Source organism: Pseudarthrobacter sp. L19 (assembly GCF_050859435.1).
GTDB lineage: Bacteria > Actinomycetota > Actinomycetes > Actinomycetales > Micrococcaceae > Arthrobacter.
Genome location: NZ_CP193935.1, coordinates 3,263,714 through 3,277,421, shown reverse-complemented (window position 1 = coordinate 3,277,421; position 13,708 = coordinate 3,263,714). Strand labels below are relative to the sequence as shown.

9 protein-coding genes and 3 pseudogenes are annotated in these 13,708 nt (G+C 72.0%); 7 read left to right on the top strand and 5 right to left on the bottom strand.

The features are described 5' to 3' along the window. The 7 genes and pseudogenes from ACRQ5B_RS15725 to ACRQ5B_RS15695 all read left to right on the top strand — a co-directional run bounded on the left by ACRQ5B_RS15725 (position 1) and on the right by ACRQ5B_RS15695 (position 6,524). A complete protein-coding gene (locus tag ACRQ5B_RS15725) occupies positions 1-780 on the top strand; it encodes an energy-coupling factor transporter transmembrane component T (protein WP_432395462.1) in 780 nt (259 codons plus the stop codon). Beyond that, a pseudogene (locus ACRQ5B_RS15720) lies at positions 777-1,262 on the top strand (ABC transporter ATP-binding protein); the annotation flags it as partial. The gene ACRQ5B_RS15725 and the pseudogene ACRQ5B_RS15720, both read left to right, overlap by 4 nt. 478 nt (positions 1,263-1,740) lie before the next feature. Further along, a pseudogene (locus ACRQ5B_RS15715) lies at positions 1,741-2,343 on the top strand (energy-coupling factor ABC transporter ATP-binding protein); the annotation flags it as partial. A gap of 62 nt (positions 2,344-2,405) precedes the next feature. Further along, positions 2,406-3,968, top strand: a complete 1,563-nt coding sequence (locus tag ACRQ5B_RS15710; RefSeq protein WP_432398787.1) for an HlyD family efflux transporter periplasmic adaptor subunit — start codon at positions 2,406-2,408, stop codon at positions 3,966-3,968. 3 nt (positions 3,969-3,971) lie between these two features. Further along, the gene (locus ACRQ5B_RS15705) at positions 3,972-4,691 is read left to right on the top strand and encodes an ABC transporter ATP-binding protein (protein ID WP_432395459.1); all 720 of its coding nucleotides are present in this window, start codon (positions 3,972-3,974) and stop codon (positions 4,689-4,691) included. Next, the gene (locus tag ACRQ5B_RS15700) at positions 4,688-5,932 is read left to right on the top strand and encodes an ABC transporter permease (protein WP_432395456.1); all 1,245 of its coding nucleotides are present in this window, start codon (positions 4,688-4,690) and stop codon (positions 5,930-5,932) included. The genes ACRQ5B_RS15705 and ACRQ5B_RS15700 overlap by 4 nt, the downstream gene beginning before the upstream one ends. Positions 5,933-5,939: 7 nt before the next feature. After that, positions 5,940-6,524 carry a hypothetical protein gene (locus tag ACRQ5B_RS15695; RefSeq protein ID WP_432395454.1) on the top strand — a complete coding sequence of 195 codons (585 nt, stop codon included), beginning with the start codon at positions 5,940-5,942 and terminating at the stop codon, positions 6,522-6,524. A 150-nt stretch (positions 6,525-6,674) separates the two neighbouring features. Here the strand turns inward: ACRQ5B_RS15695 and ACRQ5B_RS15690 are convergent, their stop codons facing one another. The 5 genes and pseudogenes from ACRQ5B_RS15690 to ACRQ5B_RS15670 all read right to left on the bottom strand — a co-directional run bounded on the left by ACRQ5B_RS15690 (position 6,675) and on the right by ACRQ5B_RS15670 (position 13,673). Then, on the bottom strand, positions 6,675-8,840 hold the full coding sequence (locus tag ACRQ5B_RS15690; RefSeq protein ID WP_432395451.1) for a 3-hydroxyacyl-CoA dehydrogenase NAD-binding domain-containing protein: 2,166 nt from the start codon (positions 8,838-8,840) through the stop codon (positions 6,675-6,677). Next, positions 8,837-10,141, bottom strand: coding sequence for a thiolase family protein (locus ACRQ5B_RS15685; protein ID WP_432395448.1), 1,305 nt, complete (start codon positions 10,139-10,141; stop codon positions 8,837-8,839). Before ACRQ5B_RS15685 ends, ACRQ5B_RS15690 begins: the two co-directional genes overlap by 4 nt. Before the next feature lie 228 nt (positions 10,142-10,369). After that, positions 10,370-11,752 (bottom strand): HRDC domain-containing protein, encoded by a 1,383-nt coding sequence (locus ACRQ5B_RS15680; RefSeq protein ID WP_432395445.1) that lies wholly within the window; start codon positions 11,750-11,752, stop codon positions 10,370-10,372. Between the two features lie 116 nt (positions 11,753-11,868). Continuing rightward, a pseudogene (locus ACRQ5B_RS15675) lies at positions 11,869-12,512 on the bottom strand (DUF3000 domain-containing protein). A gap of 69 nt (positions 12,513-12,581) precedes the next feature. Continuing rightward, complete coding sequence (locus ACRQ5B_RS15670) at positions 12,582-13,673, bottom strand: threonine aldolase family protein (protein WP_412883254.1); 1,092 nt, start codon at positions 13,671-13,673, stop codon at positions 12,582-12,584. Positions 13,674-13,708 lie beyond the last annotated feature (35 nt).

Sequence of the window (13,708 nt, the reverse complement as noted above, 5' to 3'; positions counted from 1 at the left end):
GTGCGGCTGCACCCGCTCACCGCGCTCACGGCGGCGGCCTGCACCGCCGTCGTGACGACGGCGGCCGGCAGCTGGCCGCTGTCCCTGGCGGTCGCCGCCGGCGCGGCGCTGCTGGCCGCGCGGGCCGGCGTGGCCGGACGGGTGCTCGGCTCCGCGGCGGTGATCCTCGCCCCGCTCCTGCTCTCCCTGCTGGTGCTGCACGGTCTCTTCTTCCCCGAGGGGCGCACCGTCCTGGCCCAGTGGGGCCCGGCCCGGGTCACCACCGAAGGACTGAGCTTCGCCCTGGAGCTGGCCACCCGCACCACCGCCTCGGTGCTGGTGCTGCTGCTGTTCTCCTTCACCGTCAGCGTGCCCGACCTGCTGGCCGCCCTCGCCGCCCGGCGGATCCCGCCGCAATTCAGCTTCGTGCTCGCCTCCGCCCTGACCCTGGCGCCCGGGATGGCCGCCCGGCTGGAACGCATCCGGCAGGCCCAGGAAGCCCGCGGCCTGGTGGTCTCCGGCGGCTTCCTCTCCCGGCTCGTCGCCGCCCGGCTGCAGGCGGTCCCGCTGGCCCTGGCCCTCGTCGACGACGCCGGCGTCCGTGCCCAGGCACTGGACGCTCGCGGCTTTGGCAACCCCGGCCCGCGGACCAGCTACCGCGAACTCGAGGACCCGGCGGGGCAGCGGGTGTTTCGCGCCTGCGCCCTGCTGATCGCGGCGGCCGCCGTCGCGCTCCGGCTTGCCGGCGGCTGGTCGGCTGGCGGCTGGCTCGGCACCGGCTGGCTGGGGGCGGGAGAGTGAGCCTCCTCGCCGCCGCGATCAGCGGCTTCTCCTACCACGGCGACGACGCCCCGGCGCTGCACGGCGTCGACCTCACCCTCCGGCCGGGCACCCTCACCGCCGTCCTCGGCGGCTCCGGCAGCGGCAAGACCACCCTCGGCAAGATCCTGGCCGGCTGGCTCCGCGCCGGCACCGCGGGCAGCCTCCGCGGCAGCCTGGCCCTCGGCGGGGAACGGTTCGGTTTCACCGGCGGCGACGGCGACCCCCGGATCGACCCCGCCGCCTGGTCGGGCCGGGTGGGCTACGTGCCGCAGGACGCCGCGACCATGCTCTCCACCGTCCGCCACACCGTGGCCGAGGAACTCGCCTTCGGGCTGGAGAACCGGGGCGTGCCCCGCCCGGAGATGCTCCGGCGGGTGGCCCTCACGGCCGAACGGACCGGGCTCGGCGGCCTGCTGGAACGGAATCCGGAACGGCTTTCCGGCGGCGAACTCCGACGCCTCGCCGTCGCCTGCGCCGTGATCGGCGAGCCCGAGGTGCTGATCCTGGACGAACCACTCGCCTCGCTGGACCCCGCCGGGGCGCAGGGCATCGCCCGCCTGGTGGGCGACCTTCGGGGCGCCGGCACCGCCGTCGTCGTCCTCGGCCAGGCCGCCGACGGGCTCGCCCGCAGAGCCACCCACTGGCTGGTCCTGGGGGACGGAACGGCCGTGACCGCCGGGAAACCCTGCGACATCCCAGAGCAGGTGCTCCGGGACGCCGGGGTCCTGGCGGGCGACGCCGCCGGGGAGTCCGGCACCCGGCGCCCGTCGACCCTGCCGCCGCCCCCGTCCTGGAGCTGCGCGACGTCGGCTTCGGCTACGCACCCGCCGGCACCGGACCCGCGCGTTCGGGGCGCCTGCTGTCCCGGCTCCGGCCCGCCCGGCTCCGGCGCGAGCGGGCTGACGACGCCGACATCCCCCGCTGCTGCGCGGGCTGGACCTCGCGGTCCGGCCCGGCGAGATCGTCGCCGCGACCGGCCCCAACGGCGCCGGAAAGTCCACCCTGCTGCGCCTGGCCAACGGGCTCCTGCAGCCGCGGCACGGCGAGGTCCGGGTCCTCGGCGCCCCCATCGCCGGAGTCCCCGCCGGCCGGGTGGCGGACTCGGTGGGCCTGCTCTTCCAGCAGCCCCGGGACCAGCTGTTCGAACGGACCGTGCTGCGCGAGGTCGGCTTCGGCCTGCGCCGGCTCGCCGGCCCGGACGGGGACCCCACGGCGCGCGCCCTGGAAGCCCTCACCGCCGTCGGCCTGGCCGGCTCCGCCGCCGCGCACCCCGCCGAGCTGCCCTCCTCCCGGCAGCGGCTCCTGGCCCTGGCCACCGTGCTGGCCCGCCGCCCGGCCCTGCTGGCGCTCGACGAACCCACCGTCGGCCTCGACCGGCACGGCCTGGATCGGCTGCACGCCGCCGTCACGGACGCGGCCCAACGCGGCGCGGGCGTCCTGCTGGTCACGCACGACGCCGCCTACGCACGGGCGGCCGCACACCGGGTCCTGGAACTCGACGGCGGCAGGCTCCGGGAGACGTGGCGGCGGCCCGGGCCCTGATCGCTGGCGATCTCCAACCCTTTTCCCGGTATTCCCCCAGCCACGGCCTATACCGTCCAGCCATGACCTCAAAAACCCTTGTCATCAACTCTGCCCTGGGCGCCCTGATTCTCGCGCTCGGAGCGGGCACCTACCTCTCCGTCACGGCCGCAGGGTCCACCACCCCGGCCGCCTCGGTGCGGACGGTTGCGGTGACCAAGGCCGGCATCTCCTCGGTGGCCACCGCCTCAGGCAACGTCACCTCCGCCACCACCACCGTGGTCAACGCCCAGAACTGCACGGGCGCCATCATCTCCGTCAGCGCCGCAGCCGGCCAGCAGGTAGCCGCGGGCCAGCAGCTGTTGACCATCGATCCCACCAACGCCCAGAACGCGCTCAAGACCGCCGAGGCCCAGCTCGCCTCCGTCACCGCGCAGGCTAACCAGCAGGAGGTCAGTGCCGCCGGGCAGGTGTCCTCGGCGAACCAGAGCCTCGTCAACGCCCAGCAGTCCGCCAACCTGGACGCCGCCCAGCAGGCGGCGGCCGTGGCGGCGGCGCAGAAGGCCGTGGACGCGGACAACGCCGCCGTCACCGCGGCCCAGACACAGCCGGTGCCCAATCCCAAGCCGGCCAACTGGACGGACCCCGTCGTCGCGGCCCAGAACCAGCTCGCCAAGGACCAGCAGGCGCTCAACAACGCGCAAAACCAGTCCTCCTCCACCCAGCTCAAGGACAAGCAGCAGCTCGCCACCGCCTCCACCGCGCTGGGTAACGCCCAGAACTCCGCGGCCTCCGCCGGCGGCACCAACATTACGAGTGCCCAGGTGGCGGTGGAGACCGCGCAGGCCAACCTGGCCTCCTGCAACGTCAACGCTCCGGCCGCCGGCACGGTCACCGCCGTCAACGCGACGGTGGGCGCCCTGGCCGGGTCCTCCGGCGGCTCAGGCTCTGCGGCGGCGGGGTCCACCGGAAGCGGCGGAACCAGCGGCGGGGCGTCCGGCGGGTCCGCCGCCTCCGCCGGCAGCAGCACCACCGGGGCCAGCGGCAGTTCCTCCGCGGGCCTGGTCACCATCAGCGACACCACGCACCTCCAGGTGGTGGCCGGGTTCTCCGAGTCGGACATCGCCGCCATGAAGCCGGAGCAGACTGCCCAGTTCGTCTTCCCGGCCCTGAACGCGCAGGGCGACGCCCAGCCGGCCACCGCTGCACCGGTGACCGGCAAGGTGGTCTCCATCGCGCAGACCTCCAGCACCACCAACGGCGTCGTCACCTACCCCGTGACCGTGTCCATCGCCAACCCGCCCGCCGGCCTTCGCCTGGGCCAGAGCGCCAACATCACCGTCACCACCGCCGTCGCGGACAACGCCCTCTTGGTCCCGAGCCTAGCGGTGACCACCAGCGGCGACCGGCAGACCGTCAACGTGATCCGGAACGGCACCACCACTCCCACCAAGGTCACCACCGGAATCACCGCCAACGGCAGGACCCAGATCCTGACCGGGCTCTCCGAGGGCGACCAGATCGAGCTGCCCGCCATCTCCAACACGCTGGACAGCGGCACCGGAACCACCCAGCAGGGCGGCTTCGGCGGAGCCGGGTTCGGCGGCGGCACCCGCGGCGGCGGCAGCCGGAACGGGGGCCAGTAGGCCATGGCGGCGGTCATCGAGCTGACCAACGTCAGCAAGGTCTATGGCAGGGGAGAGGCCGAGGTCCGGGCCCTGGACGACGTCAGCATCGGGATTGAACGTGGGGATTTCGTGGCCATCATCGGTGCCTCCGGGTCCGGCAAGTCCACCATGATGAACATCATCGGCTGCCTGGACGCGCCCACCTCGGGCGGCTACTTCCTCGACGGTATCCGCACCGCGGACCTCGACGAGTTCCAGCAGGCGCAGATCCGCAACCGCAAGATCGGCTTCGTGTTCCAGAACTTCAACCTCATCTCCCGCACCAAGGCCGTGGAGAACGTGGCCATGCCGCTGGCCTACGCGGGCGTCGGCCGGCGGGAACGGCACACCCGGGCGCTGGCGATGCTCGACGCCGTCGGCCTCGCCAGCCGCGCCGACCACAAGCCCTCTCAGCTTTCCGGCGGCCAGCAGCAGCGCGTGGCGATCGCCCGGGCACTGGTCACCAACCCCGTGCTGCTCCTCGCCGACGAACCCACCGGCGCCCTCGACTCCCGGTCCTCCGACGAGATCCTCGACCTGTTCGAACGGCTGCACGCGGCCGGCCGGACGATCGTCATGATCACGCACGAGATGGACGTGGCGGAGCGTGCCGGCCGCGTGGTCCGGATGCAGGACGGCCGGATCATCTCCGACGTCCGGCAGCGTCCGCTCCGCATCCCTGCCCTGGCGGCGGCGCAGTGAGCCTCCTGGAATCCGCGCGCTTCGCCCTGGCCGGCGTCGCGGCCAACAAGCTTCGTTCGGTGCTGACCACGCTGGGCATCCTCATCGGCATCGCGGCGGTCATCGTGCTGCTCGCCGTCGGCGCCGGCACCAGCAACGCCATCAAGGCGCAGATCGGCAAGCTCGGCACCAACGTGCTGACCGTCAGCCGATCGACATCGGTGGGCGGGCGGGCCGGGGCCGGCACCGCGGTCAGCGGCACCCGGACCCGGAGCACCAACCTCACCCTGGACGACGAGAAGGCGCTGACGGACCCGGTGCTGGCGCCCGACGTCGCCCGGACCGCGCCGATCGTGCAGGCCCAGGGGGTGACCGGGACGTACAACAACGCCACCCACTCGGTGGCGAGCTTCCTCGGCACCACGGCGCCCTACTTCACCATCAGCAACAGCACGGTGGCCGCCGGCAGCCTCTTTACCGACGCGGACCAGCAGGGCGCCGCCCCGGTGGCGGTCATCGGCGCCACGGTGGCCTCGGACCTCTTCGGGATTGCCACCGCCTCCGCCGTCGGCCAGACCATCCAGCTCAACGGCCAGAACTTCACCGTGTCCGGGGTGCTCACCGCCAAGGGCTCCTCCGGCCTGAACGACCCGGACGACATCGTGGTGGTTCCGCTCTCGACGGCGCAGAGCAAGTTCACCGGCTACGCCCCGACGCTCGCCTCGATCACCGCCCAGGCGGCGTCCGCGGACGTGATGAACCAGGCGCAGAACGAGCTGCAGATGATCCTGGACGCCCGGCACGGGGTGGACGCCACCAACCGCGACTACCAGATCCGGAACCAGGCACAGATCCTCACCACGGCCACCAACACCACCCAGACCCTGACCATCCTGCTGGGTGCCGTGGCGGCGATCAGCCTGCTGGTGGGCGGCATCGGGGTCATGAACATCATGCTGGTCACCGTCACCGAACGCACCCGGGAGATCGGCATCCGCAAGGCCATCGGCGCCTCCCGCGGCAGCATCGTCGCCCAGTTCCTGATCGAATCGCTGATCATCTCCGTGATCGGCGGGGTCGCCGGGATCGTGATCGGCTTCGCCGGCAGCGCCTTCCCGGTGCTCGGCGTGCAACCCGAGGTCCAGCCGTGGACGGTGTGGCTCTCGCTGGCCGTCTCCGCCGTGATCGGCCTGGTCTTCGGGGTCTATCCCGCCAACAAGGCCGCGAAGCTGCGGCCCATCGACGCCCTCCGCTATGAATAGGACAGCCATGAAGAACGTATTTGCCGGGGCCGACGGCCCGCGCCGCCGCCGGGGGACCGTGGGGGAGAACGACGGCGGGGCCGCCCTAGGGAGTACGGGCCCCGAAACGGCCGGTACCGAGGCGCTGCCGGTGACCGCGGATACCGGGTCCTGGGGAGGCCCACACCCGGCCACGAAGGCGCTGCCCGCCGGGACGGCTAATGAGGCGTTTCACACCGAGGCGCTGCCGGCGGCGGCCCCGGAACTGCCGGACGCCGCGGACGAACCGTTCGTCCCGCGCAGCCGCTACGTGATGGGCCGGTCCACCAAGATCCTCGTCTGCGTCGCCCTGGTGGCCGGCGGTATGTTCGCGGGCTCCGCGGTGCAAAAGCAGATCGACGCCGGCAACCGCTCCCAGCGGACCAATTTCGGAACCTTCCAGAACGGCGGCAATGCCGGCTCCCAGAACGGGGCAGGGACCGGGAGCACGACGCCGGGTCAGGGCCGCCGCGGCGGCCAGACGGGAACCGGCGGAACCACCGGAACCGCCGGCGGCAGCGGGACCGGCGCGGGCGGACAGGCGTCGGCGCCGGCCCAGAGCGGAAGCAAGTAGGCCGGACCCTTGCCGCGCCGCCAGAGAAACTAGAAAGCGAAGCAGAAGAGCCAACACGGCAAAGCGCCGCCGCTCCCGTCCGTGAGGATAGGGAACGGCGGCGCCTTGTTGCCGGAATAACCCGGCGAACCACAATGGGAGGCCGGCAGCCTACGCGGCCGGCTCCGAGGCCACGCCCGCGGGCAGGAACTTCTTCCCGTTGACCCGCTCCGAGGCACCCACCCGGTCCAGGTAGGGGGTGATGCCGCCCAGGAACATTGGCCAGCCGGCACCCAGGATCATGCAGAGGTCGATGTCCTCCGGCCCGGCCACGACGCCCTCGGAGAGCATCAGGCCGATCTCCTCGGCCAGTGCGTCCTGCACCCGGTGCAGCACCTCCTCGCCGGTCGAGGGCGAGTCGCCGAAGCTCATCAGCGCCAGGGTTTCCTCGGGGATCCGGGGGGAGCCGGACTTCACCGAGGCGGGGTCCCAGACGGAGGTCACGCCGTTGTCGATCAGGGCCTGCAGGTTCTTCGAGACCGGGAAGCGGTCGCCGAAGGCCTCGTGCAGGGATTCCTGGACGTGCTGCGCGACCGGCAGTCCCACCATGGCGCCGAGGACGAACGGCGTCATCGGCAGGCCCATCGGGCGCAGGGCGTTGTCCGCCACGTCCGCCGGGGTGCCCTCGTCGAACGCGGCCGTGACCTCGCCCATCAGCCGCAGCAGGATCCGGTTGACCACGAACGCCGCGGCGTCCTTGACCAGAACGGCGGACTTCTTGAGGCCCTTGGCGAGGACGAACGCGGTCGCCAGCACGGCGTCGTCCGTCTTCGGCGCCCGGACGATCTCCAGCAGCGGCATCACGGCCACCGGGTTGAAGAAGTGGAAGCCCACCAGGCGTTCCGGGTGCTCCAGATCCTCCGCCATGGCGGTGACCGAGAGCGAGGAGGTGTTGGTGGCCAGGATGCACTCGGGCGAGACGATCGCCTCGACCTCCTTGAACACCTGCTTCTTTACGTTGAGTTCCTCGAAGACGGCCTCGATCACGAAGTCGGCGTCGGCGAAGGCTTCCTTGGACACGGAACCGCTGACCAGTGCCTTGGTGCGGTTCGCGGCGTCGGGGCTGATCCGCTTCTTCGCCAGCAGCTTGTCCACCTCGCCGTGGACGTAGGTGACGCCCTTGTCCACGCGGGCCTGGTCGATGTCCGTCATCACTACGGGGACCTTGAGCTGGCGGGCGAACAGCAGCGCCAGCTGGCCGGCCATCAGGCCCGCGCCGACGACGCCGACCTTGGTCACCGGCCGCGCGAGCTTGCGGTCCGGGGCCCTGGCGGGCCGCTTGGCCCGGCGCTGCACCAGGTCCAGGAAGGCGTACACGGTGGAGCGGAACTCGTCGGTCTGCATCAGGTCGGCGAGGGTCTGGCACTCCAGCTCGGCCGACTCGGCCTGGGTCATGGTGCGGTTTGCCTCGAGGACGTCCAGGACCTTGGCCGGGGCGGGGGAGGCGTTGGAGGTCTTGGCCTCCACGAACGCCCGTCCCGCGGCGACGGCGCCTGCCCAGCGTTCGGCGACGGCGGGATCGGCGGGGTCGACGGCGGAGGCGCGTGCCGGGGTTTCGACGCCGGCGATCACCTTCGCGGCCCAGGCCACGGACTGCTCCACGAAGTCGGCCGGCTCGAAGATCGCGTCCGCGACGCCGAGGTCGAAGGTCTGCGGGCCGGTCAGGGTGCGGTTGTTGCTCAGTGGGTTCTCGATCATCACCTTGACGGCGTTCTCCGGCCCGATCAGCCGCGGCAGGATGTACACGCCGCCCCAGCCCGGAACCAGACCGATGAACGCCTCCGGCAGCGCCAGGGCGCCCGCGCCGGTGGAGACCGTGCGGTAGGTGGACTGCAGCGCGATCTCAAGCCCGCCGCCCAGGGCCAGGCCGTTGATGAACGCGAAGCTCGGCACGCCCAGGTTCGCCAGGGTGGAGTAGACGTCGTGGCCCAACTGGGCCATCCAGAGGCCCTGCTCGCGGCCGCTGACCGACTTGACCGTGGACAGGTCCGCGCCGGCGACCAGGAAGTACGGCTTGCCGGTGACGCCGACGCCGACGATCTCGCCGCGGGCGGCCCGCTCGCGCAGGCCCTCGAGGACGGCGCCCAGTTCCACCAGGGTGTTCGGGCCCAGGGTGGTGGGCTTGGAGTGGTCCAGTCCGTTGTCCAGGGTGACCAGCGCGAAGGTGCCTGGGCTGGTGCCGTTCACGGCCGGAAGCGCGATGTCCTGGACGTACGAGTGGGTGACCGTCTCGTTCGGGAACAGGGTGGCAAGTTTCTGGAAATCGGCGGCGCTCATGCTGCTGCTCCCGTCTCGGTGGCGGTGTCGCCCGTGGTGGTGGTCTCGGTGCCGTAGTCGGCGTGGTGCGGGTTCTCCCAGATGACGGTGGCGCCCATGCCGAGGCCGATGCACATGGTGGTCATGCCGTAGCGGACGCTGTGGTCCTCTTCGAACTGGCGGCCCAGCTGGTTCATCAGGCGCACGCCCGAGGATGCCAGCGGGTGGCCGACGGCGATCGCGCCGCCGTAGCGGTTAACCCGGGGGTCGTCGTCGGAGATCCCGAAGTGATCCAGGAAGCTGAGCACCTGCACGGCGAAGGCCTCGTTGATCTCGAACAGGCCGATGTCCTCGATGCCGAGGCCGGCGTTCTTCAGTGCCTTTTCGGTCGCCGGGACCGGGCCGATGCCCATGACCTCGGGTTCGACGCCGGCGAAGGCGTAGCTGACCAGGCGCATCTTGACCGGCAGGCCCAGTTCCTCGGCGGCGTCGGAGGAGGCCAGCAGTGCGGCGGTGGCGCCGTCGTTGAGGCCTGCGGCGTTGCCGGCGGTGACCCGGCCGTGCGCGCGGAACGGGGTGCGCAGTCCGGCGAGGTCCTCGACCGTGGTGCCGGGGCGGGGCGGTTCGTCCACGGAGTTCACGGTCCAGCCCTGGCCCGGCTTCATGGTGGCCACGGGGACCAGGTCCGGCTGGATCTGCTCCTTGGCGTAGGCGGCGGCGAGCTTGTCCTGGGAGGCGACGGCGTAGGCGTCGGTGCGCTCCTTGGTGATGGCGGGGAACCGGTCGTGCAGGTTTTCGGCCGTGTTGCCCATGTTCAGGGCGGCGGGGTCCACGATCCGCTCGGACATGAACCGCGGGTTCGGGTCCGCGCCGGCGCCCATCGGGTGGTTGCCCATGTGCTCGACGCCGCCGGCGATGACGACGTCGTAGGCGCCGAAGCCGATGCCGCTGGCCGTGGTGGTCACCGCGGTCATGGCGCCGGCGCACATGCGGTCGATGGCGAAGCCGGGAACGGTGCGGGGCAGTCCTGCGAGCAGGGCGGCGGTGCGGCCGATCGTCAGGCCCTGGTCACCGGTCTGCGTGGTCGCGGCGATGGCGACCTCGTCGATCCGTTCGGCCGGGAGGGAGGGGTTGCGGCGCATCAGCTCGCGGATGCACTTGACCACCAGGTCATCGGCGCGGGTCCCGGCGTAGATGCCTTTCTCGCCGGCGCGGCCGAACGGGGTGCGCACGCCATCGACGAAGACGACGTCGCGCACGGCGCGGTGGGCGGAGCGGGGGGTGCCGCTGTTGCGGGCTCCGCTGGGGCTGTCTTGGCTCACGTGTAACTCCTCATTGAGACAGGGGTGCCGGGCCCGTCCCCGCGGCCGGTGACGGCTGGTGCGCGGGATGGCCCTGGCGGCATCGCTAGCAATGTTACTCGTGAGTAACATCACAAGCAAGGAGCCTGTTCAATGATGTCGGAGTGTCTTCGGTCCGACGTGTGACGTCCCGGAGGGTGCGCAGTCCGGCCGCCTGCCCTCAGGCGGCTGCCCTCAGGCGCCCGTCCGTCAGACAGCGGGCGGCGTGACCGGCTTCGGTTCCTTGGGTGGCAGCGGCTGCGGGTTGAGGAACGAGTCTGCGATCAGCCCGGCGGTGAGCTCGATCTGCCACTGGCGGGCGCCGAGGTTCTGCAGCTCCTCGGCGATGCCCTCCTCGCTGACCTCGGCCGGCGGGCGCCAGGCCACTCGGCGCAGGAAGTCGGGGGTGAGCAGGTTCTCCACCGGCAGGTTCAGTTCCTCGGCCAGGGCCTGCAGCCGGGGCCGTGCGGTGGCCAAGCGCGCCGCGGCCTCGGGGTCACGGTCGGCCCAGACGCGCGGCGGCGGGGGAGCGTTGGTGGGCAGGTGCAGCGGAGGAAGGTCCTCGAGGTTGCGGGCGGTGCTGATGCAGCGGAGCCAGCGCGGGGCCTCGCGCTGGGCGGCGCGGCCGTGGAAGCCCTTGGTGCCCAGCAGCTGCGGGACCGTGGTGGGCATCGCCTTCGCCGCGGCCACCAGGGAGGAATCGGGGATCAGCCGGCCGGGGGCGACGTCGCGCTTCTGGGCCAGGGAGTCGCGTTCGAGCCAGAGTTCGCGGACCGCGGCGAGCTGCCGGCGGTCGCGTATCTGGTGCAGGCCGGAGGTCTTGCGCCACGGGTCCACCCGCGGCGGCGCCTGTCCGGCCTCGAGGATCGCGGCGAATTCCTGTTCGGCGTACTCCAGTTTGCCGTCCGCGGTCAGCAGTTCGATCAGTTCTTCGCGGAGTTCGGTGAGGACCTCGACGTCGAGGGCGGCGTAGCGCAGCCAGGGTTCGGGCAGCGGCCGGGTGGACCAGTCTGCGGCGGAGTGTTCCTTCGCCAGGCCGAAGCCCAGGAGTTGTTCGATCACGGCGGCGAGGCCCACCCGGGGCAGTCCGGCCAGCCGGGCGGCGAGTTCGGTGTCGAAGAGTTTGTCCGGCCACATGCCCAGCTCGGAGAGGCAGGGGAGGTCCTGGCTCGCCGCGTGCAGGATCCATTCCACGCCGCGGAGCGCGTCGTTGATGATCGTCAGGTCGCGGAACGGTTCCGGGTCGATCAGCCAGGTTCCGGCACCCTCGCGGCGGATCTGGACCAGGAAGGCCCGCTGGCCGTAGCGGAAGCCGGAGGCGCGTTCGGCGTCGACGCCGGCGGGGCCGTGGCCCGCCGCGAGGGCCGCTGCGCAGCGTTCCAGGCCGGCCTGCGTTTCGATCACGAGGGGGACGCCGTCACGCGGGGCGTCCAGGTCGATGACCGCGGGGACCAGGCTGTCGAAGCCCTCGACCGTGATGTGCTCGGCTCCTCCGGGCTCCGGCGTGCCGGCCGCTGTGGCGGCGGCGGTGGGGGCGGCGGCTGGTGCGTCAGCCGTGTCTGCGGGGCTGGAGTCCGGTATCTGAGCGGTCATGGTGACTCCAGTTTACCGATAACCCCGCTGAGCAGGCCGAAAGCCGCTTGACGGGACCCCGCGGCAGGGTCCGGCGAGGGGTGTAAACGGGGCCGCAGGGGACGTCGGGAGGGGGCTCAGGCGGTCCGGGGGCGTCGGCGCGGGAGCGCGGCCACGCCCTCGGGGAGCGGCGGCAGCCCGGCGAAGGTGCAGACCATGTCGGCCCAGGCCTCCAGGTGGGCGCCGATGTCCCGTCCCTCCGGGGTCCATGAGGCCCGCAGCTCGATGTCGATGGTGCCGGGACGGTCCGCCAGTGTGCCGAAGCTTTCCGAGAGAACGCGGGTGGCGGTCCCGCCGGCGGAGCGGTACGGGGCCCGGTGGTTTTCCAGCGCCTCGACCAGCCAGGTCCACGCCACGGAGCCAAGCATCTCGTCGTTGCCCATATCGGGTTCGAGCTGGGCACGGATGTAGGTGACGATCCGGAATTCGCCGGCCCAGACCTCGGAACCGTCCGGGTCGTGCAGGAGGATGAAGCGCCCTGTGGCGAGTTCGACGTCGTCGCTCCCGGCGGCCGGTGCCAGCGCCGCGGCAGCGGGGCCGTGGACCGCGCCCGGTGCCCCGTCGCCGGGTCCCACCACTTCGGCGCCGAGGGCGACGGAGAAGGGGCCAGCCGGGCAGGGGCGGGGATCTCGTCGAGGCGCAATTCGCTGCGGCAGCGGGCTTCGCGGAGGGTGCCCAGGGCGAAGAGGAAATCCGCCGGCGCCTGGTCGAGTGCAGTCACAGGGACAGGGTAAGCACGGGGTCCGCCCCGGCCGGGCAGGCTCGCCGCCGGGCCGGAGCGGAGGGACGCCTAGTGGTCCGAGAGTTCGTGCCGGATGGCGGCGACAAACGCATCGACGTCGTCCTCGGTCGTGTCGAAGGAGCACATCCAGCGCACCTCGCGCCGCGCTTCGTCCCAGTCGTAGAACCGGAACGAGGTGCGCAGTCGGTCCGCCACGCCGGGAGGCAGGATGGCGAAGACGCCGTTGGACTCGGTCTTCTGGCTCAGCTCGACACCGGGGACGGACTCGACGCCGGCGCGCAGCCGGGCCGCCATGGCGTTGGCGTGCGAGGCGGAGCGCAGCCACAGGTCGCCCTCCAGCAGGGCGATGAACTGCGCGGACATGAACCGCATCTTCGAGGCCAGCTGCATGTTCATCTTGCGCAGGTAGATCAGGCCGTGGGCGGCCTCGGGGTTGAGGGCCACCACCACTTCGCCGAACAGCAGGCCGTTCTTGGTGCCGCCGAAGGAGAGGATGTCGACGCCGGCGTCGCGGGTGAAGGCGCGCAGCGGCACGCCCAGGTGGGCGGCGGCGTTGGCCAGCCGGGCGCCGTCCATGTGCAGCTTCATGCCCTTGGCGTGCACGTGCTCGGCGATGGCCCGGACTTCCTCCGGGGTGTAGCAGGTGCCCAGCTCGGTGGTCTGGGTGATGGAGACGGCCAGCGGCTGGGCGCGGTGCTCGTCGCCCCAGCCCCAGGCCTCCTGGTCGATCAGCGCGGGGGTCAGCTTGCCGTCCGGCGTCGGGACCTGCAGCAGCTTGATGCCGCCGATCCGCTCCGGGGCGCCGTTCTCATCCATGTTGATGTGGGCGGTGGAAGCGCAGATGACCGCACCCCAGCGGGGCAGCAGCGACTGCAGGGAGAGCACGTTCGCGCCGGTGCCGTTGAAGACCGGGAAGCACTCAATGCCGGTGCCGAAGTGCTCCTCCATCAGCTGCTGGAGTCGGGCGGTGTAGTCGTCCTCGCCGTAGGAGACCTGGTGGCCCTCGTTGGCGGCGGCCAGGGCGGCCAGCACCTCGGGGTGCACGCCGGAATAGTTGTCGGAGGCGAAGCCGCGGACCGCGGGGTCGTGCAGTCGGGCGATCGAGGGTGCTTGTTCGGGGGTGTGGACCGCGCTGGTCATCGTTTCGTTCACGCTTTCAGTGTAGGCAGGTGCCG

What these genes read in the sequence shown, in the direction of transcription:
- ACRQ5B_RS15710 (WP_432398787.1), top strand. Translation starts at nt 2,406, where the DNA reads ATGACCTCAAAAACCCTTGTCATCAACTCTGCCCTGGGCGCCCTGATT.
- ACRQ5B_RS15705 (WP_432395459.1), top strand. Translation starts at nt 3,972, where the DNA reads ATGGCGGCGGTCATCGAGCTGACCAACGTCAGCAAGGTCTATGGCAGG.
- ACRQ5B_RS15695 (WP_432395454.1), top strand. Translation starts at nt 5,940, where the DNA reads ATGAAGAACGTATTTGCCGGGGCCGACGGCCCGCGCCGCCGCCGGGGG.
- ACRQ5B_RS15690 (WP_432395451.1), bottom strand. Translation starts at nt 8,840, where the DNA reads ATGAGCGCCGCCGATTTCCAGAAACTTGCCACCCTGTTCCCGAACGAG.
- ACRQ5B_RS15680 (WP_432395445.1), bottom strand. Translation starts at nt 11,752, where the DNA reads ATGACCGCTCAGATACCGGACTCCAGCCCCGCAGACACGGCTGACGCA.
- ACRQ5B_RS15670 (WP_412883254.1), bottom strand. Translation starts at nt 13,673, where the DNA reads ATGACCAGCGCGGTCCACACCCCCGAACAAGCACCCTCGATCGCCCGA.